Origin of the sequence: Micrococcus flavus (assembly GCF_014204815.1) — a bacterium.
GTDB classification, from domain to species: domain Bacteria; phylum Actinomycetota; class Actinomycetes; order Actinomycetales; family Micrococcaceae; genus Micrococcus; species Micrococcus flavus.
This window is the reverse complement of record NZ_JACHMC010000001.1, coordinates 1,201,011-1,221,774: the sequence shown is the minus strand read 5'-3', so window position 1 is coordinate 1,221,774 and position 20,764 is coordinate 1,201,011. Positions and strand designations below refer to the sequence as shown.

General features: G+C 73.4%; 25 protein-coding genes, 1 pseudogene and 1 riboswitch. Of the genes and pseudogenes, 20 read left to right on the top strand and 6 right to left on the bottom strand.

From position 1 onward, the window contains the following. The first annotated feature begins 3 nt into the window (after window positions 1-3). A riboswitch (FMN riboswitch) is annotated at window positions 4-149 on the top strand. 84 nt (window positions 150-233) lie between these two features. The 7 genes from pnuC to BJ976_RS05595 all read left to right on the top strand — a co-directional run bounded on the left by pnuC (window position 234) and on the right by BJ976_RS05595 (window position 5,313). After that, on the top strand, window positions 234-938 hold the full coding sequence (pnuC, locus tag BJ976_RS05625) for a nicotinamide riboside transporter PnuC (RefSeq protein ID WP_184231832.1): 705 nt from the start codon (window positions 234-236) through the stop codon (window positions 936-938). Continuing rightward, complete coding sequence (gene ribD / locus BJ976_RS05620; protein WP_135027736.1) at window positions 935-2,044, top strand: bifunctional diaminohydroxyphosphoribosylaminopyrimidine deaminase/5-amino-6-(5-phosphoribosylamino)uracil reductase RibD; 1,110 nt, start codon at window positions 935-937, stop codon at window positions 2,042-2,044. Before pnuC ends, ribD begins: the two co-directional genes overlap by 4 nt. A 1-nt stretch (window position 2,045) precedes the next feature. After that, on the top strand, window positions 2,046-2,687 hold the full coding sequence (locus BJ976_RS05615) for a riboflavin synthase (protein WP_135027734.1): 642 nt from the start codon (window positions 2,046-2,048) through the stop codon (window positions 2,685-2,687). Then, the gene (ribB, locus tag BJ976_RS05610; RefSeq protein ID WP_135027731.1) at window positions 2,684-4,012 is read left to right on the top strand and encodes a 3,4-dihydroxy-2-butanone-4-phosphate synthase; all 1,329 of its coding nucleotides are present in this window, start codon (window positions 2,684-2,686) and stop codon (window positions 4,010-4,012) included. The genes BJ976_RS05615 and ribB overlap by 4 nt, the downstream gene beginning before the upstream one ends. Beyond that, window positions 4,009-4,491: a 6,7-dimethyl-8-ribityllumazine synthase gene (gene ribH / locus BJ976_RS05605; RefSeq protein WP_135027728.1), complete on the top strand. Its 483-nt coding sequence runs from the start codon at window positions 4,009-4,011 to the stop codon at window positions 4,489-4,491. The genes ribB and ribH overlap by 4 nt, the downstream gene beginning before the upstream one ends. 238 nt (window positions 4,492-4,729) lie before the next feature. Then, a complete protein-coding gene (locus tag BJ976_RS05600) occupies window positions 4,730-5,020 on the top strand; it encodes a hypothetical protein (RefSeq protein WP_229667054.1) in 291 nt (96 codons plus the stop codon). Then, window positions 5,017-5,313: a hypothetical protein gene (locus BJ976_RS05595; protein ID WP_135027725.1), complete on the top strand. Its 297-nt coding sequence runs from the start codon at window positions 5,017-5,019 to the stop codon at window positions 5,311-5,313. The genes BJ976_RS05600 and BJ976_RS05595 overlap by 4 nt, the downstream gene beginning before the upstream one ends. A 563-nt stretch (window positions 5,314-5,876) precedes the next feature. On the opposite strand, the gene BJ976_RS05590 is transcribed toward BJ976_RS05595, so the two are convergent. Then, window positions 5,877-6,266, bottom strand: a complete 390-nt coding sequence (locus tag BJ976_RS05590; RefSeq protein ID WP_036382791.1) for a heavy metal-responsive transcriptional regulator — start codon at window positions 6,264-6,266, stop codon at window positions 5,877-5,879. 56 nt (window positions 6,267-6,322) lie between these two features. Here BJ976_RS05590 and merA point away from each other — a divergent pair, with 56 nt between their 5' ends. Then, a complete protein-coding gene (gene merA, locus BJ976_RS05585; protein WP_052520066.1) occupies window positions 6,323-7,786 on the top strand; it encodes a mercury(II) reductase in 1,464 nt (487 codons plus the stop codon). A 271-nt stretch (window positions 7,787-8,057) separates the two neighbouring features. Here the strand turns inward: merA and BJ976_RS05580 are convergent, their stop codons facing one another. From BJ976_RS05580 to BJ976_RS05570, 3 genes are all read right to left on the bottom strand, one after another. After that, window positions 8,058-8,198 (bottom strand): hypothetical protein, encoded by a 141-nt coding sequence (locus tag BJ976_RS05580; RefSeq protein WP_002854087.1) that lies wholly within the window; start codon window positions 8,196-8,198, stop codon window positions 8,058-8,060. A 64-nt stretch (window positions 8,199-8,262) separates the two neighbouring features. Then, window positions 8,263-9,174: a cation diffusion facilitator family transporter gene (locus BJ976_RS05575; RefSeq protein WP_002854089.1), complete on the bottom strand. Its 912-nt coding sequence runs from the start codon at window positions 9,172-9,174 to the stop codon at window positions 8,263-8,265. After that, a complete protein-coding gene (locus BJ976_RS05570) occupies window positions 9,174-9,548 on the bottom strand; it encodes an ArsR/SmtB family transcription factor (RefSeq protein ID WP_135027722.1) in 375 nt (124 codons plus the stop codon). Before BJ976_RS05570 ends, BJ976_RS05575 begins: the two co-directional genes overlap by 1 nt. A gap of 78 nt (window positions 9,549-9,626) precedes the next feature. Here BJ976_RS05570 and BJ976_RS11990 point away from each other — a divergent pair. Then, window positions 9,627-9,758: pseudogene (locus BJ976_RS11990) on the top strand (ArsR family transcriptional regulator); the annotation flags it as partial. A 281-nt stretch (window positions 9,759-10,039) separates the two neighbouring features. On the opposite strand, the gene BJ976_RS05560 reads toward BJ976_RS11990, so the two are convergent. Beyond that, complete coding sequence (locus BJ976_RS05560) at window positions 10,040-10,570, bottom strand: DUF6578 domain-containing protein (RefSeq protein WP_135027716.1); 531 nt, start codon at window positions 10,568-10,570, stop codon at window positions 10,040-10,042. 322 nt (window positions 10,571-10,892) lie between these two features. On the opposite strand from BJ976_RS05560, the gene BJ976_RS05555 reads away from it, so the two are divergent. Genes BJ976_RS05555 through hisF form a run of 3 tightly spaced genes read left to right on the top strand, consistent with a single transcriptional unit; the run spans window position 10,893 to window position 12,871 of the window. Next, window positions 10,893-11,156, top strand: coding sequence for a phosphoribosyl-ATP diphosphatase (locus BJ976_RS05555; RefSeq protein WP_135027713.1), 264 nt, complete (start codon window positions 10,893-10,895; stop codon window positions 11,154-11,156). Window positions 11,157-11,209: 53 nt separating this feature from the next. Next, entirely contained in the window at window positions 11,210-12,058 is an 849-nt protein-coding gene (gene hisG / locus BJ976_RS05550) for an ATP phosphoribosyltransferase (protein ID WP_135027710.1), read from the top strand. 42 nt (window positions 12,059-12,100) lie between these two features. Next, on the top strand, window positions 12,101-12,871 hold the full coding sequence (hisF, locus tag BJ976_RS05545; protein ID WP_135027706.1) for an imidazole glycerol phosphate synthase subunit HisF: 771 nt from the start codon (window positions 12,101-12,103) through the stop codon (window positions 12,869-12,871). 32 nt (window positions 12,872-12,903) lie between these two features. On the opposite strand, the gene BJ976_RS05540 is transcribed toward hisF, so the two are convergent. Beyond that, entirely contained in the window at window positions 12,904-13,629 is a 726-nt protein-coding gene (locus tag BJ976_RS05540; RefSeq protein WP_135027704.1) for a maleylpyruvate isomerase family mycothiol-dependent enzyme, read from the bottom strand. A gap of 39 nt (window positions 13,630-13,668) precedes the next feature. Here BJ976_RS05540 and hisI point away from each other — a divergent pair, with 39 nt between their 5' ends. From hisI to lgt, 8 genes are all read left to right on the top strand, one after another. Then, a complete protein-coding gene (hisI, locus tag BJ976_RS05535) occupies window positions 13,669-14,049 on the top strand; it encodes a phosphoribosyl-AMP cyclohydrolase (protein ID WP_135027701.1) in 381 nt (126 codons plus the stop codon). Further along, window positions 14,046-15,602, top strand: coding sequence for a chorismate-binding protein (locus BJ976_RS05530; RefSeq protein ID WP_135027698.1), 1,557 nt, complete (start codon window positions 14,046-14,048; stop codon window positions 15,600-15,602). Before hisI ends, BJ976_RS05530 begins: the two co-directional genes overlap by 4 nt. After that, window positions 15,602-16,177: a Trp biosynthesis-associated membrane protein gene (locus BJ976_RS05525; protein ID WP_135027695.1), complete on the top strand. Its 576-nt coding sequence runs from the start codon at window positions 15,602-15,604 to the stop codon at window positions 16,175-16,177. Before BJ976_RS05530 ends, BJ976_RS05525 begins: the two co-directional genes overlap by 1 nt. 125 nt (window positions 16,178-16,302) lie before the next feature. After that, on the top strand, window positions 16,303-16,665 hold the full coding sequence (locus BJ976_RS05520) for an HGxxPAAW family protein (RefSeq protein WP_135027692.1): 363 nt from the start codon (window positions 16,303-16,305) through the stop codon (window positions 16,663-16,665). Further along, entirely contained in the window at window positions 16,665-17,477 is an 813-nt protein-coding gene (gene trpC / locus BJ976_RS05515) for an indole-3-glycerol phosphate synthase TrpC (protein WP_135027690.1), read from the top strand. Before BJ976_RS05520 ends, trpC begins: the two co-directional genes overlap by 1 nt. Window positions 17,478-17,505: 28 nt before the next feature. Further along, the gene (gene trpB / locus BJ976_RS05510) at window positions 17,506-18,816 is read left to right on the top strand and encodes a tryptophan synthase subunit beta (protein WP_135027687.1); all 1,311 of its coding nucleotides are present in this window, start codon (window positions 17,506-17,508) and stop codon (window positions 18,814-18,816) included. An 8-nt stretch (window positions 18,817-18,824) separates the two neighbouring features. Then, window positions 18,825-19,622: a tryptophan synthase subunit alpha gene (trpA, locus tag BJ976_RS05505; RefSeq protein WP_135028482.1), complete on the top strand. Its 798-nt coding sequence runs from the start codon at window positions 18,825-18,827 to the stop codon at window positions 19,620-19,622. Window positions 19,623-19,624: 2 nt separating this feature from the next. After that, a complete protein-coding gene (lgt, locus tag BJ976_RS05500; protein WP_135027684.1) occupies window positions 19,625-20,611 on the top strand; it encodes a prolipoprotein diacylglyceryl transferase in 987 nt (328 codons plus the stop codon). The last annotated feature ends 153 nt before the right edge of the window (window positions 20,612-20,764 follow it).

The window sequence follows — 20,764 nt, the reverse complement described above, 5'->3', positions numbered from 1 at the left end:
AGCAACGTGCTCCGAGATGCGGTGGAAGTCCGCACCGGCGGTGACAGCCCGCTAACCGCGCGTCCCGCCCTCACCCGAGGGTCAGGGTCCGCGGCCTGACCGGTGGAATTCCGGTGCCGACCGTACAGTCGGGATGGGAGAGGCACGCGGCCGAGCCCTTGCACGCGCCCCGGCGCAGCCAGGGCCCCGGAGCGCACCCCTCGGAGACCGATCCGAGGAGGAGACCCGCTCCCGTGGACTGGCTCGTCGACCTGTTCAACTGGACCATCCCCGTGGCCGGCGGCGGCCTGCTGATGCGCGAGGTGGTCGGCAACGTCTTCGGCCTCGCCTCGGCCCTCGGCGGCATGGCCCGCAAGGTCTGGGCCTGGCCCGTGGGCATCCTCGGCAACCTGATCCTGCTCACCGTCTTCCTCGCGTCCCTGTTCGGCGGGGCGGACCACGCCACCCTCCTGGGCCAGGCCGGCCGCCAGATCATGTTCATCGCCGTCTCCGTCTACGGCTGGGCCCGCTGGAACGCCGCCCGCCGGGGCCGCGCGGCCAGCGCCCCCGCCATCACCCCGGAGTGGGCCGGCGGGGGCGGGCGCACATTCCTCGCGCTGGGCATGCTGGTCGGCACCCTCGCGCTCACCCCGGTGTTCCGCGCCCTCGGTTCCTGGGAGCCGGTGTGGGCGGACGCCTGGACCTTCGTCGGCTCCCTGCTGGCCACCTACGGCATGGCCCGCGGCTGGGTCGAGTTCTGGCTCGTGTGGGTGGCGGTCGACGTCGTCGGCGTCCCCCTGCTCTGGAGCAGCGGCTACTACGCCTCCGCCGTCATGTACGCCGTCTATGGCCTGTTCACCCTCACCGGGTTCGTGGTGTGGCTGCGCGCCAAGGACCGGGAGAAGCCCGCCGTGGAGACGCTCCTGCCGGACGGCCCCGCCGAGGGGGTCGCCCGGTGAGTCTCCCGCAGCCCTGCCCGACGACGCCGTCCCCCGCCGAGCCGCTCGACCTCGCCGCCGCCGCGGCCCTCGAGGGCGTGCGCGGCGCCAACCCGCTGGTCGGTGCCGTGATCAGCGGCCCCGATGGCGCGGTCCTCGCCGTCGGCCACCATCGCGGCCGCGGCGCCCCTCATGCCGAGGCCGACGCCCTGACCCGCTGGCGGGCCGCCCGCGCCCAGGACCGGGCGCTCGCCGCCGTCGATCCCGCCGCCTGCACCATGCACGTCACCCTCGAGCCGTGCGACCACACCGGAACGACCGGTCCGTGTTCCCTCGCCATCCTGGACGCCGGCCTCGGCGCCGTCCGCTACGCCGTCGCCGACGCCACCGGTGCCGAGGGCGGGGGAGCGGCCCGCCTGGCCCGGGCCGGGGTGCGCGTCACCGGCCCCACCGGCCATGCCGCTTCCGCCGCGCTCACCGACCGCTGGCGCCATGTCCGCGACGCCGGCCGCCCCTGGGTCACCGCGCACCTCGCCCAGTCCCTCGACGGCCAGGCCGCCGCCGCCGACGGCACCAGCCGCTGGATCACCGGGCCCGCCTCCCGCGCCCACGCCCACGAGGTGCGCGCCCGGGTCGACGCGATCGTCGTGGGCACCGGCACCGTCGCCGCCGACGACCCCCGCCTGACCGCCCGCGACGCCGTGGGCGCCGACCTGACCGTCCAGCCGGTCCCCGTGATCCAGGGCCGCCGCGACCTTCCCGCCGGCGCCGCGCTCGCGGACCGCGCGGACCTGATCCACGTGCGCTCCCACGACCCGCACGCGGTCCTCGCCACCCTGGCCGCCCACCCGGGTCCGTGGCCCCACGGCGGATCCCGCCCCGGACACCTGCTGATCGAGGGCGGTCCCCACGTGCTCGGCGCATGGCTCGCGGCCGGACTCGTCGACGAGGTGTTCGCCTACACCGCCCCGCTGCTGCTGGGGCCGGGCCTGCCCGCCGTCGCCGGGCTGCCCGTGGGCACCCTCGCCGAGGGCCTGCGCTGGGCCCCCGACCCGTCCGAGGGCGGTCCCGTGCGCACGCTCGGCGACGACGTCCTGTTCCATCTGGCCCCCACCGCGAAGGACTGACATGTTCACCGGGATCATCACCCACCTTGGCACCGTCGTCTCCCTCGAGGAGCACCCGGAGGCGGACACCGCAACCCTGACCCTCGACGCCGGAGGCGCCCTCGACGGGCTGCCCGCCGGCGGCTCGCTCGCCGTCGACGGCGTGTGCCTCACGGCCCTCAACGGCCCGGAGTCCGCTGACGGCCGCTTCCGCGCCGACCTGATGGGCCAGACCCTGCGGATGACCAGCCTCGGAGCGCGCCGCCCGGGCGACCGCGTCAACCTCGAGCGCTGCCTGCGCCCCACCGACCACCTCGACGGGCACCTCGTCCAGGGGCACGTGGACGGCGTCGGCACCGTGCTCGAGGTGACCGAGCACGGCGAGTGGACCACGCTGCGCATCGGACTCGACGTGGCGCTGGCCCGGTACGTCGCCGCGCAGGGCGCCATCGCCCTGCAGGGGGTGTCCCTCACGGTCACCGCCGTGTCCGTCCCCGACGCCGTCGAGCACTGGTTCGAGGTCGGCCTCATCCCGGCCACCCTGCAGGCCACCACGCTGGCCGACCTCGCCCCCGGAGACCCCGTCAACCTGGAGACCGACGTCATGGCCCGCTACGCCGAGCGCCTCGCCGCCGTCCCCGCCGCCCGGGAGGACCGCGCGTGAACGTCACCGAACAGCCCCTCACCGATCACCCCGACGACATCCGCCTGGACCCGGTCCAGGCCGCGGTGGACGCGATCGCCGCGGGCCGCCCCGTCGTCGTCGTGGACGACGCCGACCGCGAGAACGAGGGCGACCTCATCTACGCCGCGGCCCTGGCCACCGACGCCGTCACCGCCTTCACCGTGCGGCACACCTCCGGCGTCATCTGCGCGCCCCTGCCCGCCGAGCTGGCCGACCGGCTCGACCTGCCGCCCATGACTGCTGTCAACGAGGACCCCAAGGGCACCGCCTACACCGTCTCCGTGGATGCGGCCGCCGGCGTCACCACCGGCATCAGCGCCGCCGACCGGACCGTCACCCTGCGCACCCTCGCGGACCCGGACGCCGAGCCGGCCGCCCTCACCCGCCCCGGCCACGTCTTCCCCCTGCGCGCCGTGCCCGGGGGAGTCCGCGCCCGCCGCGGGCACACCGAGGCCGGCGTCGAGCTGTGCGAGCTCGCCGGGACCGCGCCCGTCGCCGCGATCGCCGAGCTCGTCCACGACGACGGCACCATGATGCGCCTGCCCGCCCTGCGCGACTTCGCCGACGAGCACGGGCTCGTCCTCATCTCCATCGAGGACCTCGTGGCCCACCTGGACGCCCACCGGCCCGCCGCCACCCCCGGACCGGCCGAGGCCTCCCTGCCCACCGTCCACGGCGACTTCCGGGTCAGCGTCCACCCCGACCCCGCCACCGGCGCCGAGCACGTGCTCCTCCTCGCCCCCGGTCCCGGCGGCGACCCCGACGCCCCCGTCACCCTGCGCCTGCACTCCGAGTGCCTCACCGGCGACGTCTTCGGCTCCCTGCGCTGCGATTGCGGCCCCCAGCTGCACGCCGCGCTCGCGGACGCGGCGGCCCACGGCGGCGGCGTGCTGTACCTGCGCGGACACGAGGGCCGCGGCATCGGCCTGGCCAACAAGGTCCGCGCCTACCGGCTGCAGGAGGAGGGCCTGGACACGGTCGAGGCCAACCTCGCGCTCGGGTTCCCCGCCGAGGCCCGCGAGTACGACGGCGCCGCCGCCGTCCTGCGCGACGCCGGCATCACCCGGGTGCGCCTGGTCACCAACAACCCCGCCAAGGCGGAGGGCCTGCGGGCGGCGGGGATCGACGTCGTCGACCGCGTCCCAGCCCCGACCCCCGTGACGGCCCACAACGGGCGCTACCTGCGCACCAAGCGGGACCGCATGGACCACGACCTCGCCGGCCGCGACCTCGGGGACGCCTCCCCGGCGACCCCAGCCGCCCCCAGCACCCCCACCACCCCGACCCAGGAGGACACCCCATGAGCGGAGCAGGAGCCCCCACCGTCACCCTCGACCCGCAGGCCGCCGCCGGGCTGCGCGTCGCGATCGTCGCCGCCCAGTGGCACACCGAGATCATGGACGGCCTGATCGCCGGGGCGCAGGCCGCCGCGGCCGACCTCGGCCTGGAGCCCACGCTGGTCCGTGTGCCCGGCACCGTGGAGCTGTCCGTGGCCGCGGCCCGGCTGGTGGGGTCGTTCGACGTCGTCGTGGTCCTGGGCGTGGTGGTGCGCGGCGGCACCCCGCACTTCGAGTACGTCTGCCAGTCCGTCACGCAGGGCGTCACCGAGGTGTCGGTGCGCACGGGCGTGCCCGTGGGCTTCGGCGTGCTCACCGTGGACACCGAGCAGCAGGCCCGCGATCGCGCCGGCTTGCCCGGCTCCCGCGAGGACAAGGGCCGGGAGGCCCTCGAGGCCGCCGTGCTCACCGAGATCGCGCTGCGCTCGGTCACGCCGCGGCACTGAGGATGGCCGGGCGGGGCGGCCTGGCGAGTCGGCTGCTCTTGATGGGGCCCTGTCCCAGGGGCCGGTGGGGGTGAGCGCAGGCCTGTCAGCCGTGCCCGTCCGGAACGCCGGCAGCCGCTCGCCGTCATGGATGGGGTCGGCCGGAGGGCGCGGGGACCCGACGATAGAGGCGGAGCGCGAAGCCCCCGCCCTTTCGTCTCGCTCGCGGCATCCACGGCCCGTCATCGACCACCAGAGCGTGGCCGCGTTCAAACAGTCCATGGCCCTGCTGGGAGCTGTAGACCGGCTCACCGAGGTGGGCATCGTCGTCTCGGACTACAAGGATCACATCACCCCCAAGGACCAGACCGTGGCCGTCGAGGAGCTGCGCGAGACCGGGTTGCTGCTCACTCCCCTGGTGCCGGCCCGCTCCATCGTCCCCAAGGCACGTCTGGCCTGCGACTGGCTGGGCCGCTACGAGAAGGGCGAACCCGTCGCCACCGCCTACGCCGACCTGGCCGGCCTCATCTTCGAAAGGATCACCGCATGAACGAGAAGCAGTCCGAACCCGACCTGAGCCTGCGAGCACAGCGACGCAAGCCCACCCCGGCCCCCCAGACCCCGGCCCCCGGAGCGGTGATCCCCGCAGCACCGGCAACAGCCTCGGACCCGGCCGGCGGGTATGCGCCCCTGGCCCGGCGGGGGGCGCCGACCGTGGCGCTGAACGTGCGGGTGCCCGAAGCGATCCGCGACGCGGTGCGTCGAGAGGCCGCAACGAACCCGGCAACGCCCAGCCAGGCCGCGGTCATTGAAGCCTTGGTCCGCGCGCACCTGATGCCCTGACCGGTGCGCCAGGCCGAAGGGTCTGAGCTGATCCTCCAGGCCATCGGAGACGCCTGCCCCTCCATGGCTGAGAACCCCTGAGCGCCCTGGTTGCCGGCCCCGTGTTCACTGCGCAACGTGGGCAGGCTGAAAGACGTCTGCCACAAACCCTGCTGGGGCCGGTGTTGTGGCGAACTGATTGAGGCCAGTCTTCGGCCGTCTGGCAGGCAACTTGGGGAGACTGCCGGAGGCGTCTGGGAACCACGCCAGAAACGACCGATAAAGGCAGTGGCCCATCGCCGTCCTTAGCGGGGGCGCGTCTCTCGGTGTGGCTTGCGCCGCTATATGGCGGGGTTCTGTCGGAGCTCAGTGGCGGCCTCCAAGCACGCGGGCAAGAGGGCGCTGCGAGTGAGGCTCACGTTCCGCAAGCCGATCCTTCACCGGGACAGCGGCCGACGGCAGGCCGGAGGAATAGGCGTCGCGATAGGGTGCACCCCGCGCAACAGAACCGTTGCGAAAGGTCTAACACCCCAACGCAACAGAGTGGGCCGCCATGCGCTGCCACGGGCCCGTGAACTTCGGTGTCACAGGTAGCGGCAGACATCCTCGGGGGAGCACGTGGCCGGGTCGCCGGCGGCGGCGTCCTCGCGCAGGTCGGCGATCGTGGTGCGTAGCTGCGCGAGCTCGGCGAGTTGCCGGTCGATCACATCAAGGCGGGTGTCGAGCAGGTCGGTGACGTGCCGGCAGGGGGCCTGCCCCCGGTCGCGGATGTCCAGCACCTGACCGATCTGGGCCAGGGTCAGCCCGGCCGCTTGCCCCCGGCGGATGAAGTCCAGCCGGTCGAGCACCTCGGCGCCGTAGTCCCGGTAGCCCGCCGGGGTGCGGTCCGCGGCGGGTAGCAGCCCGACCTCCTCGTAGTACCGCAGGGTCTTGCTCGTCGTGCCCGACGCCCGAGCCACCTCACCGATCCGCATGCCACTCATTCTCCCCCTTGACCTTCCAGTGCACTGGAAGGTCGATCCTGAGGGCGATGAAGGAGGAGTTCATGACGGCAACGGCTAACAGCAGGTCGTATGACCTGGCAATGATCGGGTCCGGTGGGGCGGCGTTCGCGGCCGCGATCCGCGCCACCAACCTCGGCAGACGGGTGGTGATGATCGAGCGTGGCACCGTCGGCGGTACCTGCGTGAACACCGGGTGCGTGCCCTCCAAGGCCTTGCTCGCGACCGCCGAGGCCCGCCACGTCACACTCGACGCCTCCCGGTTCCCCGGCCTGCCGCTCCCCGAAGTCCGGCCGGTCGACATGCCCGCCTTGATCGCCGGCAAGGATCGGCTCGTCGGGTCACTGCGTGGCGAGAAGTACCTGGACCTGGCCACCGAGTACGGATGGGATCTCCACCCCGGGGACGCCACGTTCGTCGGCACACCCAGCGAGCCGGCACTGCGCGTCACCGGCCCTGACGGCACGGTGGAGACGGTCCGGGCCGCACACTACCTCATCGCCACCGGCTCCAGGCCCTGGGCGCCGCCGGTCCCCGGCCTGCAGGAGGCCGGTTACCTGACCTCGACCACCGCGATGGAACTGGACCACGTCCCGGAGTCGCTGCTGGTCATCGGCGGCGGCTACGTCGCGATGGAGCAGGCCCAGCTCTTCGCTCGGCTCGGCGTCCGGGTCACCATGCTGGTCCGCTCACGGCTGGCGTCCCAGGAAGAACCCGAGGCGTCCACCGCCCTGGATGAGATCTTCACGGACGAAGGCATCCAGATCATCCGCGGCGCGGTGCCCAGCGCGGTCCGCCGCGACCCGGCCACCGGCGAGGTCACGGTCACTGCCACCACCACTGACGGCTCACAGGAACTCCGGGCGGCCGAGGTACTCGTCGCCACCGGGCGCCGCCCGGTCACCGCCACGCTCGGTCTCGACACCGTCGACGTGCGCACCGGCGACCACGGCGAGGTGGTCGTCGACAGCCATCTGCGCAGCACCAACCCGCGCGTCTGGGCTGCCGGTGACGTCACCGCCCACCGTCAGTTCGTGTACGTCGCCGCGGCCCACGGCGCCCTCGTCGCCGACAACGCCCTCACCGGCGCCGGCCTCGAGGTCGACTACCGCCACCTGCCCCGGGTCGTGTTCACCAGCCCCGCCCTGGCCGCCGTCGGGATGACCGAACGGCAGGCCTCCGCTGCCGGGATCCGCTACGACAGCCGTGTCCTGTCACTCGCGCACGTCCCACGCGCGATCGTCAACCGCGACACCCGCGGGTTCATCAAGATGGTCACCGACGCCGACACCGGCCGCATCATCGGCATTACCGCCCTGGCCCAGGACGCCGGCGACCTCGCCGCCGCCGGGGTCTACATGCTCGAGGCCGGCATGACCACCAGCCAGGTCGCCAACCTCTGGAGCCCCTACCTGACCATGGCCGAAGGCCTCAAGCTCACCGCACAGGCCTTCACCACCGACATCGCCAAGCTCTCCTGCTGCGCGGCGTGAACCTGCCCCGCACACAGGGACACCGATAGGGGACCGCCTCGCCCCGGGGCGCGAGACAAGAAAATGGGCGCCGATCAGCCCTACTTACTGGCACCCCTGCGTATCGGACCTGCAACCACCGGGGAGTTCAGTCGATGCAAGAACTCCCGTCCCAGGCCTATATCTGGACGTCTTCACGACCTCTACGTGCTCGACCCGACGAGGACAGCACTGGACGACGCGATGACCGCCTTGCGGCGCCGCCATGAGGCCGCGGTCCGTTTGGGCCGCGTCACCGCACCACCATGACCACGATCGTCACCACGTAAGCCGCGGCGACCAGACCGATCCCCAGCAGGGTGAGCACCACCCCGCGCCGGGCCGGCCGCTGGCCCTCGTCCGGCCCGGGGCCCTTGCCGTGCTTCGCGGTCATCGCGCGCTCCTAAGACGTTGCTCAAGCATGTGCGGCTCTCGCGAGCGGGCTTCCGTGCCGAGTGCTACCAGCTCAGGTCGTGACAGCCGTCGCTGCCGGCGCCCTCCACCTGCAAGGTGGCATGGGCGATACCGTAACGGTCGCGCAGCACCCGGCGCGCGCCGGCAAGCACGGCGCCGTGGTCCGCGCCCTGGTCAGCGACCAGGTGGGCCGTGGCCACGTTCATCCCCGACGTCAGGGTCCACAGGTGCAGGTCGTGGACCTCCTCCACCCCCTCGACCGCGTCCAGGTCACCGGCGACGTCCTCCGGGTCCACCCCTTCCGGGGCGTGCTGGCCCAGCACCGCGATCACCTGCCTGCCCAGAACCACCGCCCGGATGATGACGAAGACCGCGATGAGCGCCGCGACCACGACGTCCCAGATCGGCTGGCCGGTGAGGATGATCAGCACGCCGGCGACCATGACACCCACCGACCCGGCGGCGTCGGCGATCACCTCGTAGTAGGCGCCCTTGACGTTCAGGCTGTCCTTGGCCCCGCTGCGCAGCAGCAGCATGGAGATGATGTTGATCACCAGGCCGGCGAAGCCGACCGCGAGCATGGCGCCGGAGGCCACCTCCGGCGCGTCGCCCAGCCGGCTGATGGCCTCGACCACCACGTACACCCCGACCGCGAGCATCGCCAGCACCGCCAACGCCGAGGCGAACACCTCGGCCCGGTAGGAGCCATAGGTGCGTCGCCCCGTGGAGTCCGGCCGGCTCGCGATGCGCGTCGCCAGCAGCGCCGCACCCAGCACCACCACATCGGCAGCCATGTGCCCGGCATCCGACAGCAGCGCCAACGACCCCGACACCAGCCCCGCGACCAGCTCGATCAGGAAGAAGCCCGCCGTCAGGGCGAACGCCCCCGCCAGCCGCCGACGGTAGCGGCCACCGGCATGCCCGGTCGCCGGGGCATGGCTGTGTCCCGCCCCCATCAGCCCTGCCCCTCGTGGCGGGCGTGCTCACGGGAGACGTCCAGCAGCATCCGCACATGCCCGTCAGCGAGGCGGTAGTACACCATCCGCCCCTCCCGGCGGTTCTCGACCACCCCAGCGGTACGCAGCACCCGCAGCACCTGGGACACCGACGCCTCCGCGACATCGACCGACGCCGCCAGGTCACATACGCACAGCTCGCCGGCCTCCAGCAACGCATACAGCACCCGGGCACGGCGCGGGTCCCCCAGGAGCTTGAACAGCCCGGCCAACCTGCCGGCCTCGCGCTCGTCGGGGATCCTCTCCCGGGTCAGCGCCACCTTCTCCGGATGGACGGCGGTGACCTGACACGAATCCGACGGCGTCACACTCATGCCACGACCATACACCTATGCAGATATCAGCAGCGGGAGCCACACACGAGAGGTCAGCAGGTTCTGTATGGTCAGCGCATGCTGACTATTGCTTCGCGGCTGGACGTGATGAACCGGCTGGGCCGGGCGATGGCCGACCCGACCCGCCCCCGCATCCTCATGACACTCCTCGAGGGCCCGAGCTACCCGGCGGTACTCGCCCGCGACCTAGGGCGTGTCTGAGAATGGGTCCAGGGCCTTAGCCAAACCCTCGAAGCATTATCAGACACGCCCTAGGCGTCCAGCCGGGTATACCCCGTTACACACCCTGTCCGCCCACAAGGCCATCACGTCAGTCACGGTCCCGGCCCGGGCTATTGGACAGAAGTGTCGGAGGGTCTATGACGTGGTGGGACAGTCTGACGGGGACCTGCAGGTCAGCCCCGGTGGGAGTCGGCCGACGCCCCGCACGGCGGTGCACCGGTTCGCGTCTGGGCGAGCATGGCGGCCCGTCATTCGGCTTGCGGGCCGAGGTCCGCGAGGATCTCCAGGTCCAGGAGCCAACCGTCAGGGCCGGGCGGCTCGGGGAGCACGGGGCTGTAACTGGCCTCGGAGGAGAGCATCGGGGCCCCTGGGGCCAGGGGGAAAAGGGACATGCCTGCGGCGCCGGGCTCCTCCGGGACCTGGCTGAACATATCGGCTCTGCCGGGCAGCCGCGCCCTCTCCACGAGCTGCGCAGCACCGGGAGCCCGCTCCCATTCCACGCCTTCCACCGCGTTGCCCGATGCCACCCGCCATCGGGAGTGGATCTGTTGCACCCGCTGCAGCCGGGCGCTTACTCGGTGGGCGGGGCGGGATGGGTCGCCGTCATCGTGGTGGGTCATGATCCAGTCCACGGGTCCGAGCGGGGGATCCTGGTCCTCATCCGAGAAGGGGAGGAGGACCATGTCGACGATTTCTCCCAGGAGGACCCGCTCGCCGCAGCATCCCTGTTCCCAGTCGGCGACGTAGGCGCGGCCGCGCCGCCCGGCGGTGATCTCCATGCCCGGGAGCCTAGGTTGGGGGGGCTCGGGAAGTCGACGAGATGGATGCGTGCGTCGCCGAATGGATCTGGCGCGGTGGGCCCGGGCGGCCGCCCGGAGGATGACCGAGTCTCTTGGATTCGTCCTGGAGCCGCGGTGCTTCGCGCTCGAGCCCCCGATGGAATAGGAGGAGCGTGCAGACATGTCAGGGGAGGATGCTGGGTCGCCGGGGCGTCCCACGTGGGCTCGCGGGTGCAGCGCGTGGCGAAGACCCCGCCGTCCCGCCCGTCACAATGACCGTCTGCGGTCCGGGCTGGAGGGGCCGGGTCGCTAGGGTGGTCCCGTGAAGACCTTCGACGAGCTGTACGCGGAACTGACGCGCAAGGTGCAGGAGCGCCCCGAGGGCTCCGGGACCGTCGCCCAGGTGGACGCCGGCGTCCATGCGATCGGCAAGAAGATCGTGGAGGAGGCCGCCGAGGTGTGGATGGCCGCCGAGTACGAGACCAAGGACGAGGCCGCCGAGGAGATCTCGCAGCTGCTGTACCACCTGCAGACCCTGATGATCGCCAAGGACATCAGCCTCGAGGACGTCTACCGGCACCTCTGAGCGCCGTCCGTCCCGCCCGACCCCTCGCCCGCCCCACCGTCCAGGAGACTTCAGTGCTGCGCATCGCCGTGCCCAACAAGGGCGCCCTGTCCGAGTCCGCCCGCGAGATCCTCCTGGAGGCCGGCTACCGCCAGCGGCGCGACTCCCGCGAGCTCGTGCTCGTGGACCCCGAGAACGAGGTGGAGTTCTTCTACCTGCGCCCCCGCGACATCGCCGTGTACGTGGGGCAGGGCACCCTGGACGTCGGCCTCACCGGCCGCGACCTCTTCCGCGACGCCCAGGTGCGGGACACCGCCGAGGAGATCATGGCGCTCGGCTTCGGCCGGTCCGTGTTCCGCCTCGCCGCCCCGGTCGGCGCCTTCTCGGACGCCTCCCAGCTGGCCGGGCGGCGGATCGCCACCAGCTACGACGGACTGCTGACCGACTACCTCCAGCAGACCGGCCTCGACGCCACGGTGGTCCACCTCGACGGGGCCGTGGAGTCCTCCGTGAAGCTCGGCGTGGCGGACGCGATCGCCGACGTCGTGGAGACGGGAAACACCCTGCGCGCGGCCGGCATGGAGGTCTTCGGCGAGCCCATCCTGGACTCCGAGGCGATCATGATCGGCCGGGCGGGGGAGCGGCCCGCCGGCCTGGACGTGCTGCTGCGCCGCCTCAACGGCGTGCTCGTGGCGCGCCGCTGGGTGATGATCGACTACGACATCAGCCGGGACCTGCTCGAGCGGGCCGTCGCCGTCACCCCCGGGCTGGAGTCGCCCACGATCTCCCCGCTGCGGGACGAGTCCCAGGTGGCCGTCCGCTCGATGGTGCGCAAGTCCGACTCCAACCGGGTCATGGACGACCTGTACGACCTCGGCGCTCGCGGCATCCTCGTCTCCGCCATCCACGCCATCCGCCTCTGACCCGCCTTGTCACCCCGCCCCGACCCCCGCGAAGGAGTCCCCATGAGCGTCGCCGTGCGCGTCATCCCCTGCCTCGACGTGGACGCCGGGCGTGTGGTCAAGGGCGTGAACTTCGAGAACCTGCGCGACGCCGGCGACCCCGTGGAGCTGGCCGCACGCTACGGCGCCCTCGGTGCGGACGAGCTGACCTTCCTGGACGTCACCGCCACCACGGGGGAGCGGGCCACGATGTTCGACGTCGTCACGCGCGCCGCCGAGCAGGTGTTCATCCCCCTGACCGTGGGCGGCGGGGTCCGCTCTGTGGAGGATGTGGACCGGCTGCTGCGCACGGGTGCGGACAAGGCGTCGGTGAACTCCGCGGCGGTGGCCCGCCCGGAGCTGATCGAGGAGGTCACCCGGCGGTTCGGCAACCAGGTCCTGGTGCTCTCCCTCGACGCCCGCCGCACGGCGGACCCGCGCTGCGCCTCGGGCTACGAGGTCACCACGCACGGCGGGCGGAAGGGCACGGGCATCGACGCGGTCGCGTGGTGCCGGGAGGCCTCGGAGCGAGGCGTGGGGGAGATCCTGCTCAATTCGATCGACGCCGACGGCACCCGCGCGGGCTTCGACCTGGAGATGATCCGGGACGTTCGCGCGGCCACCTCGGTCCCGCTGATCGCCTCCGGCGGCGCGGGTGAGCCCGAGCACTTCCCACCGGCGGTCGAGGCCGGCGCCGACGCCGTGCTGGCCGCGTCCATGCTGCACTTCGGCCCGGACGACATGCTGACCCGGATCAAGGAGGCCCTGCGCGCCGCCGGGCACGTCGTGCGGTGACGCGCGCCGGCTGGCCGGTGCGTTGATGCACCTCAGGCGGGCTGGCGGTCCTCGAGCACGAGCGCGGCGGAGCGCCGGCCGAAGGCGTGGAGGGCCAACTCCCCGACGGGCCCGACGATCCGCACGGTGGGCTCGCCGTCGCGGGCGGTCCGTGGGGTGAGCACCGTGTTGTCGGTGCGGGAGGCAGGGCGGGCCCGCCGTTCGAGCTGCACGCCGGTGTCCTCGTCGTGATAGAGCTGACCGGCCTGCTGGGCCAGCTGGGTCCACAGCGTGTCCGCGTAGTCGTCGGCCAGGATGCGCGGCGCCCAGCGGCCCTGGGCCCGGCGCACGTCCTCAGTGTGGACGAAAAACTCGAGGAGGTTCATCTGGTCGGCCACGCGGCGCACGGGCGCGGAGCGGCGGACCCGGCCGGCCACGCGCAGCGCTCCACGGCGCAGCCGTCCGCCGGTCTCGGGCTCGTCGATGGGACCTCGCTCCACGCGGTCCACGAGGTCCGCGAAGGTGCGGTCGGTGGCGTGGGCGTCGCCCAGCTCGAGGGTGCGGCGCTCGAGCCGCCCGCGCAGGCCGGGCAGGAGCAGGCCGGCGACCGCGGCGGTCTCGCGGAGGTGGACGTGGGCGGCCAGGTGCTCGGTGCGCCAGCCCTCGCAGAGCGTGGGCATCCCCGGTCCCGCGGCGATCAGGGCCTCGACCAGCGCGGCACGGGAGGCGGCGGAGAAGTCCGGCGTCCCGCGGCCGGGCGCGGAGGGGGCGTGGGGCATGCGACCACGGTACACGCGGCCTCCCTAGAATGGACTGCCATGAGCCCCTTCGTGCCCGGCGTCGACCTGCCGCCCCTCACCTTCGATGACCGTGGCCTGATCCCTGCGATCGCCCAGCAGCACGACACGGGGGAGGTGCTGATGATGGCGTGGATGGACGAGCAGGCGCTGCGTACGACCCTGGAGTCCGGCTGGGCCACCTACTGGTCCCGCTCCCGCCGCGAGCTGTGGCGCAAGGGGGAGACCTCGGGGAATCTGCAGCGGGTGGTCTCCGTGGCCGCCGACTGCGACGGCGACACGCTGCTGCTGCGCGTGGACCAGACCGGTCCCGCCTGCCACACGGGCACGGCCTCGTGCTTCACCGGCCGGGAGCTGCCGGGCCCGGCCGGACGCGCCCCGGAGCAGGAGACGGTCCGATGACGGTCGCCCCCGGCCTGACGCCCACGCGCGAGGAGTTCCTGCGCCTGGCGGACCGCTCCCGCGTGATCCCCGTGGTCCGGACCGTGCTGGCGGACGGGCTGACCCCGCTGGCGCTGCACCGCCGCCTGGCCGGATCCCGTCCGGGCACGTTCCTCATGGAGTCCGCCGCCCCGGGTGCCGCGTGGTCCCGGTACAGCTTCGTGGGCGCCGGCTCGGCCGCCACGCTCACGGCCCGCGGCACCGAGGCCGTCTGGCAGGGGGAGGTGCCCCAGGGGCTGCCCCGCGAGGGGGACGCGCTCGAGGTCCTCGCCGAGACGCTGCGCCTGCTGGGCACGGACGCCCGCGCGAGCGTGGGCCCGGACCTGCCGCACCTGGTCTCGGGCCTGGCGGGGTTCCTCGGCTGGCCGGTGGTCCGGGCGTGGGAGCGGCTGCCGCACCCGCCCGAGGACCACCTGGGACTGCCGATGCTGGCCATGAACCTCATCTCGGACCTCGCCGTCCACGACGCCACGGACGGCACGGTCACCCTGATCGCCCTCGCGATCAACGGCAACGGCCTGGCCACCGGCGCGGAGCGGGCCTACGACGACGCCGTCGCCCGCCTGGACGCGATGCTCGCCCGGCTGCGCTCGGGCGCCGAGGACCCGGTCGACGAGGTGCCCCGCCGCTGGCTGGAGGCCGACGCCGACGAGGTGGCCGCCCAGGCCGAGGACCGCTGGGGGGCGGCGGGCTTCCGGGCCGCCGTCGGGAGGGCACAGGAGGCCATCCGGGACGGCGAGGTGTTCCAGGCGGTCGTCTCCCGCCGGCTGTCCGTGGAGACGGCCGCCTCGGGCGTGGACGTCTACCGGGTCCTGCGCATGGTCAACCCGAGCCCGTACATGTACCTCTTCTCCTTCGAGACCCCCGACGGCGAGCCCTACGAGATCGTGGGATCCTCGCCGGAGGCGCTGGTCACGGTGGCGGACCGGCACGTGGTCACCCATCCGATCGCCGGGTCGCGCCGCCGCACGGGATCCGCGGAGGGGGACCGGCTCGTGGGCAAGGAACTGGAAGAGGACGAGAAGGAGCGCGCCGAGCACCTGATGCTCGTGGACCTCTCCCGCAACGACCTCTCCCGCGTGTGCGAGGCCGGGTCCGTGGAGGTCACGCAGTTCATGGAGCTCGAGGCGTTCAGCCACATCCTGCATCTCGTGTCGCACGTCGAGGGCCGGCTCCGGGACGGGGTCACCGCGCTGGACGTGCTGCGCTCCGCGTTCCCCGCGGGCACGCTCTCCGGCGCCCCCAAGCCGCGCGCCCTGCAGCTGCTGGACGAGTGGGAGCCCACCGAGCGCGGGCCGTACGGCGGCGTGGTCGGGTACTTCGACCTCGCCGGCAACATGGACATGGCCATCAACATCCGCTCGGTCACGCTGGCCGGCGGCCGGGCCCACGTGCAGGCCGGTGCGGGGATCGTGGCGGACTCGGACCCGGAGGCGGAGACCGCGGAGACGGTCACGAAAGCCACCGCCCCCCTGCGCGCGGCCCTCACCGCCCGTGAGCTGAGGAGCGCCTGATGCGCCGACGCACCGTCGTCCTGGCCGCGTTGGCCGCCGGCGTCCTGGTCCTCGCGGCCACCGGCCGGACGTGGGTCACCGCCACGGGGCTGGAGGGCTCCGTCGTTCCCAGCGCCACGGCCTCCGGAGGCCGGGTCTCGCCGGTGGGCACGGCGCTGGCCCTCGTGGTGATGGCCGCCGCCCTGGCCCTCACCACCGCCCGCCGCGCGGGGACCGTGATCGTCGGCCTCGTCATGGCCGTCTCCGGGGCCGTGATCGCCTCGACGGCGGTCACCGCGGCGCTCGACCCCGCGGCCGCCGCGGCCGGCGCCGTCGCCGAGGTCACCGGCACCACCGCCCCGGCGGCCGGCTACGCCGTGTCCGCATGGCCGTGGGTGTCCGCCCTCGGCGGCCTCCTGGCCCTCGCACTGGGCGTCCTCGCCCTGGTGGCGGGCCGGGGATGGGCCCGGTCCCGCCGCTACGAGGCGCCGTCGGCGGAGCCGGTCGGCGACGCCGTCGTGGAGGACCGCCGGCGGGGGCCCGTGGACCGCATGGACGCGTGGGACGAGCTCTCCCGGGGCGAGGACCCCACCTGAGAGTCCCCCCGCCGGCGCGGCCGGGGCGCGCCCGCCGGGCGTCACCCCCGGTCCCGCCGGGCCCGTCCGTGGCACAATGAGCGGACGTCGTCATCCTTACGAGCACAACCGAACGAGGGACTCCCATGAGCCACACCGAGGCCACCGTGAACCACACCCCCCGCGCCGGCGCGCACACCGCCGCCCCCCAGGCGGGCGAGGTCGTCATCACGGAGGACGGCCGCGTCCTCAACGACCCGACGCACGCGCAGAAGCCGGACCACGGCAACACCCCTTCCGCCTGGGCCATGGCGATTCTCGCGATCGTCGGCTTCGCCCTCGGCTGCATCGGACTGCTGGCCTCGTGGGAGATCCTCATCTGGATCGGCGTCGTCCTGCTCGTGCTGGGCGCGATCGCCGGCCTGCTCGGCAGCCGCCTCTCCGGCCGCGGCGTGAGCGAGGACCCCAGCGACGTCGACGCCGCGCAGGCCCGCCGCGCCGGCCACTGATGACCTCCAGCGTCCTCGAGTCCATCGTCGAGGGGGTGCGGGAGGACCTGGCCGAGCGCCGGGCCGCCGTGCCGGACGCGGCCCTGCGCGGCCTCGTCGAGCAGGCCCCCGCGCCCCGTGACGCCCTCGCAGCCCTCGCCGGCGGCCGGACCGACCCGGCCGGTGTGCGCGTGATCTCCGAGGTCAAGCGGCGCAGCCCCTCCAAGGGCGTCCTGGCCGACGTCGACGCCCCGGCCGACCTCGCCGCCGCCTACGAGGACGGCGGCGCCAGCGCCGTGTCCGTCCTGACGGAGGGCCGCCGCTTCGGCGGCAGCCTCGCGGACCTGGACGCCGTGCGCGAGCGTGTGACGCTGCCGGTCCTGCGCAAGGACTTCATGGTCACCGAATACCAGATCCTCGAGGCGCGCGCCCACGGCGCCGACCTGATCCTGCTCATCGTCGCCTCCCTCGACGACGCCGAGCTGCGCGGCTTCCGCGAGCTCGCCGAGTCGCTGGGCATGCACGCGCTCGTCGAGGCCCACACCCCGGAGGAGATCGCCCGCGGCGTGGCCTCCGGCGCCCGGATCCTGGGCGTGAACGTCCGCAACCTGAAGACCCTCGACGTCGACCCGGCACGCTACGCGGCCCTCGCCGGAGACCTTCCCGAGGACGTGGTGCGCGTCGCCGAGTCCGGGGTGGAGTCCGAGGAGCAGGTGCGTCAGTACGCCGCCGCCGGCGCCGACGCCGTCCTGGTGGGCGAGGCGCTCGTGAAGCACGGAACCCCCGCCGACGCGCTGCGCGCCTTCCGTGCCGCATCCCTCAGCGCCCGCTGACCGTCCCGATCCCCTGAGGAGCGAACCCATGAGCAGCCAGCCGTCCATCGACTTCGAGGGCCCGTTCCAGGGCCAGACCGGCCCGTACTTCGGGCGCTACGGCGGCCAGTGGATGCCGGAGTCGCTCATGGCGGCCCTGCAGCAGGTCACGGAGACGTACGAGGCCGCGCGGGAGGACCCCGCGTTCGTCGAGGAGCTGCGGGGCCTGTACCGCGACTACGTCAACCGCCCCTCCCTGCTCACCGAGGCCCCGCGGTTCGCCGCGGACAGCCCCGGCGTGCGGGTGTTCCTCAAGCGCGAGGACCTCAACCACACCGGGTCGCACAAGATCAACAACGTGATCGGCCAGGCGCTCCTGGCGCGCCGGATGGGCAAGACCCGTCTGATCGCCGAGACCGGGGCCGGCCAGCACGGCGTGGCCACGGCCACCGCCGCGGCCCTGTTCGGCATGGAGTGCACCGTGTACATGGGCGAGGAGGACACCCGCCGGCAGGCCCTGAACGTGGCGCGCATGCAGATGCTCGGCGCGGAGGTCATCCCGGTGACCGTCGGCGCCCGCACCCTCAAGGACGCCATCAACGAGGCGCTGCGCGACTGGGTGGCGTCCGTGGAGACCACCCACTACCTGCTCGGGACCGTCACCGGCCCGCACCCCTTCCCGGCGATGGTCCGCTGGTTCCACTCGGTGATCGGCGAGGAGGCGCGCCAGCAGGTGCTCGAGCAGACGGGTCGGCTCCCCGCGGCGGTCGCCGCGTGCGTGGGCGGCGGCTCGAACGCCATGGGCCTGTTCCACGGCTTCATGGACGATCCGGAGGTCGAGCTCTACGGCTTCGAGGCCGGCGGCGACGGCGTGGAGACCGGCCGACACGCCGCGTCCATCACCCTGGGCCGGACCGGCGTGCTCCACGGGGCGCGGACCTACCTGATGCAGGACGAGGACGGACAGACGATCGACTCCCACTCGATCTCGGCCGGCCTGGACTACCCGGCCGTCGGCCCGGAGCACGCCTTCCTCAACGACACCGGCCGCGCGACCTACGAGCCGGTCACCGACGCGGAGTGCATGGACGCCCTGCTCCGTCTGACCCGCACCGAGGGGATCATGCCGGCGATCGAGTCGGCCCACGCCCTGGCCGGTGCCCTGCGCCTGGCCCGCCGCTGGGCCGACGAGGGCCTCGTCGGGGAGGACACCCCCGAGGGCGAGGAGCGGATCATCATCGTGAACCTCTCCGGCCGCGGGGACAAGGACGTGGCCACGGCCGCGGCCTGGTTCGGCCTCGGCGAGGGGCACGAGGAGAAGGACCCGCTGGACGAGATGGACCCCGGAGTGGAGCAGTGAGCGAGCAGATGACCCCGCACTCGAAGACCGCCGCCGCCCTGGACGCCGCCCGCGCCGCCGGCCGCACCGCCCTCGTGGGGTACCTGCCCGCGGGCTATCCCACCGTCGACGAGTCGGTCGAGGCCGCCGTGCAGCTCGGGCGCAACGGCGCGGACGTGATCGAGATCGGCCTGCCGTACACCGACCCGGTGATGGACGGGCCCGTCATCCAGGAGGCCACCAGCGTGGCCCTGCGCAACGGCTTCCACACCCGCGACGTGTTCGAGGTGGTGCGCCGGATCACCGAGCGCACGGACGCCGCCGTCGTGGTGATGACCTACTGGAACCTCGTGGACCGGATGGGCGTGGACGAGTTCGCCCGGCGCCTGGCCGAGGCCGGCGGCGCCGGACTGGTCACCCCGGACCTGGTGCCCGAGGAGGCGGCCGCGTGGTTCGAGGCCTCCGACCGCCACGGCCTGGACCGGATCTTCCTGACCGCCCCCTCGTCCTCGGACGAACGGGTGGCGCTGACCGTGGAGTCCTCCCGGGGCTTCGTCTACGGCGTGTCCGTCATGGGCGTCACCGGCGCCCGCGACCAGGTGTCCTCGGCCGCGGAGTCGGTCGTGGCCCGCGCGAAGGCCGCCGGCACCGAGCACGTGTGCGTGGGCCTGGGCATCTCCCGGCCCGAGCACGTCGCCGAGGTCGGCCGCTACGCCGACGGCGCCATCGTGGGCACGGCCCTCGTCAAGGCGCTGCGCGACGGGGGCCCGGACGCCGTCGGTGCGCTGGCCCGCGAGCTGTCCACCGGCACCGTGCGGGAGGCCTGAGCGTGTCGGGCGTCCCCCTCGCACTGGCCCCGCTGGCCGCCATCCCCTCGCCGTCCTGGGACGGGTTCGAGCTCGGCCCACTCAAGATCCACGCGTACGCCCTGTGCATCATCGCGGGCATCGTGGCGGCCCTGTGGCTGTCCGAGCGCCGCTGGGCGGCGCGGGGTGGGCCCGAGGGTCGCATTCTGGACATCGCGCTGTGGGCCATCCCGTTCGGCTTCGTGGGCGGGCGGCTGTACCACGTGTTCTCCTCGCCGGACCGGTACTTCGGCCCCGGGTTCGACGGCACGGGGGACCCCGTGAAGATCCTCCACGTGTGGAACGGCGGCCTGGGCATCTGGGGCGCGGTGGCCCTGGGCGCGGTGGGCGCCTGGATCGCGTGCCGCCGGTACGGGCTGCGCCTGACGGCGTTCGCCGACGTCGTGGCCCCCGGCGTGCTGCTGGCCCAGGCGATCGGTCGCTGGGGCAACTGGTTCAACCAGGAGCTCTTCGGCGCGCCCACCACACTCCCGTGGGGCCTGCGGATCGACCCGGACCACCCGAACTTCCCCGCCGGCATGCCGGCGGACACGCTGTTCCACCCGACCTTCCTCTACGAGTCCCTGTGGAACCTCGCGGGCGTGGCGCTGCTGCTGCTCCTGGACCGCACCGTGCGGCTGCGGCGCGGAGCCATGATGTGGGCCTACGTGGCCTGGTACACGCTGGGCCGGGTGTGGATCGAGGCGCTGCGCATCGACGACGCCGAGATGGTCACCCTGTTCGGCGTCACCGCCCGGCTCAACGTCTGGACCTCCCTCCTGCTGCTGCTCGTCGCCGTCGGGATGCTCGCCCTCATCCTGGCCCGGCACCGCGGCGCGGCCGTCGGGCCGCGGGCCCACGATCCGGTGTGGCTGCCCGGCCACGGGCCGGCGGGGCCCGTGTCCGCCGATCTCGGGGACGGCACCGCGGACGCCCGCGCCCTCGACGACGTCGGGCGCCGCACCCGCTGACGCGCGCGCCGCACTGCATGTCCTCTCCCACGCCCCGCCCGGCTCCGCCGGGCGGGGCGTGACGTGTCTCGGGCCGTCGCCTGTCATGGTCACGTCATCCTGTGGAACGGACCGTGGCCGTCACCACACAGCGGTGTACCGTCGTTCCGACCC

Coding starts and splice junctions, on each gene's coding strand:
- BJ976_RS05615 (WP_135027734.1), top strand. CDS start 2,046: ATGTTCACCGGGATCATCACCCACCTTGGCACCGTCGTCTCCCTCGAG.
- ribH (WP_135027728.1), top strand. CDS start 4,009: ATGAGCGGAGCAGGAGCCCCCACCGTCACCCTCGACCCGCAGGCCGCC.
- BJ976_RS05595 (WP_135027725.1), top strand. CDS start 5,017: ATGAACGAGAAGCAGTCCGAACCCGACCTGAGCCTGCGAGCACAGCGA.
- BJ976_RS05590 (WP_036382791.1), bottom strand. CDS start 6,266: ATGCGGATCGGTGAGGTGGCTCGGGCGTCGGGCACGACGAGCAAGACC.
- merA (WP_052520066.1), top strand. CDS start 6,323: ATGAAGGAGGAGTTCATGACGGCAACGGCTAACAGCAGGTCGTATGAC.
- BJ976_RS05580 (WP_002854087.1), bottom strand. CDS start 8,198: ATGACCGCGAAGCACGGCAAGGGCCCCGGGCCGGACGAGGGCCAGCGG.
- BJ976_RS05575 (WP_002854089.1), bottom strand. CDS start 9,174: ATGGGGGCGGGACACAGCCATGCCCCGGCGACCGGGCATGCCGGTGGC.
- BJ976_RS05570 (WP_135027722.1), bottom strand. CDS start 9,548: ATGAGTGTGACGCCGTCGGATTCGTGTCAGGTCACCGCCGTCCATCCG.
- BJ976_RS05560 (WP_135027716.1), bottom strand. CDS start 10,570: ATGGAGATCACCGCCGGGCGGCGCGGCCGCGCCTACGTCGCCGACTGG.
- hisF (WP_135027706.1), top strand. CDS start 12,101: ATGAGCGTCGCCGTGCGCGTCATCCCCTGCCTCGACGTGGACGCCGGG.
- BJ976_RS05540 (WP_135027704.1), bottom strand. CDS start 13,629: ATGCCCCACGCCCCCTCCGCGCCCGGCCGCGGGACGCCGGACTTCTCC.
- hisI (WP_135027701.1), top strand. CDS start 13,669: ATGAGCCCCTTCGTGCCCGGCGTCGACCTGCCGCCCCTCACCTTCGAT.
- BJ976_RS05530 (WP_135027698.1), top strand. CDS start 14,046: ATGACGGTCGCCCCCGGCCTGACGCCCACGCGCGAGGAGTTCCTGCGC.
- BJ976_RS05525 (WP_135027695.1), top strand. CDS start 15,602: ATGCGCCGACGCACCGTCGTCCTGGCCGCGTTGGCCGCCGGCGTCCTG.
- BJ976_RS05520 (WP_135027692.1), top strand. CDS start 16,303: ATGAGCCACACCGAGGCCACCGTGAACCACACCCCCCGCGCCGGCGCG.
- trpC (WP_135027690.1), top strand. CDS start 16,665: ATGACCTCCAGCGTCCTCGAGTCCATCGTCGAGGGGGTGCGGGAGGAC.
- trpB (WP_135027687.1), top strand. CDS start 17,506: ATGAGCAGCCAGCCGTCCATCGACTTCGAGGGCCCGTTCCAGGGCCAG.
- trpA (WP_135028482.1), top strand. CDS start 18,825: ATGACCCCGCACTCGAAGACCGCCGCCGCCCTGGACGCCGCCCGCGCC.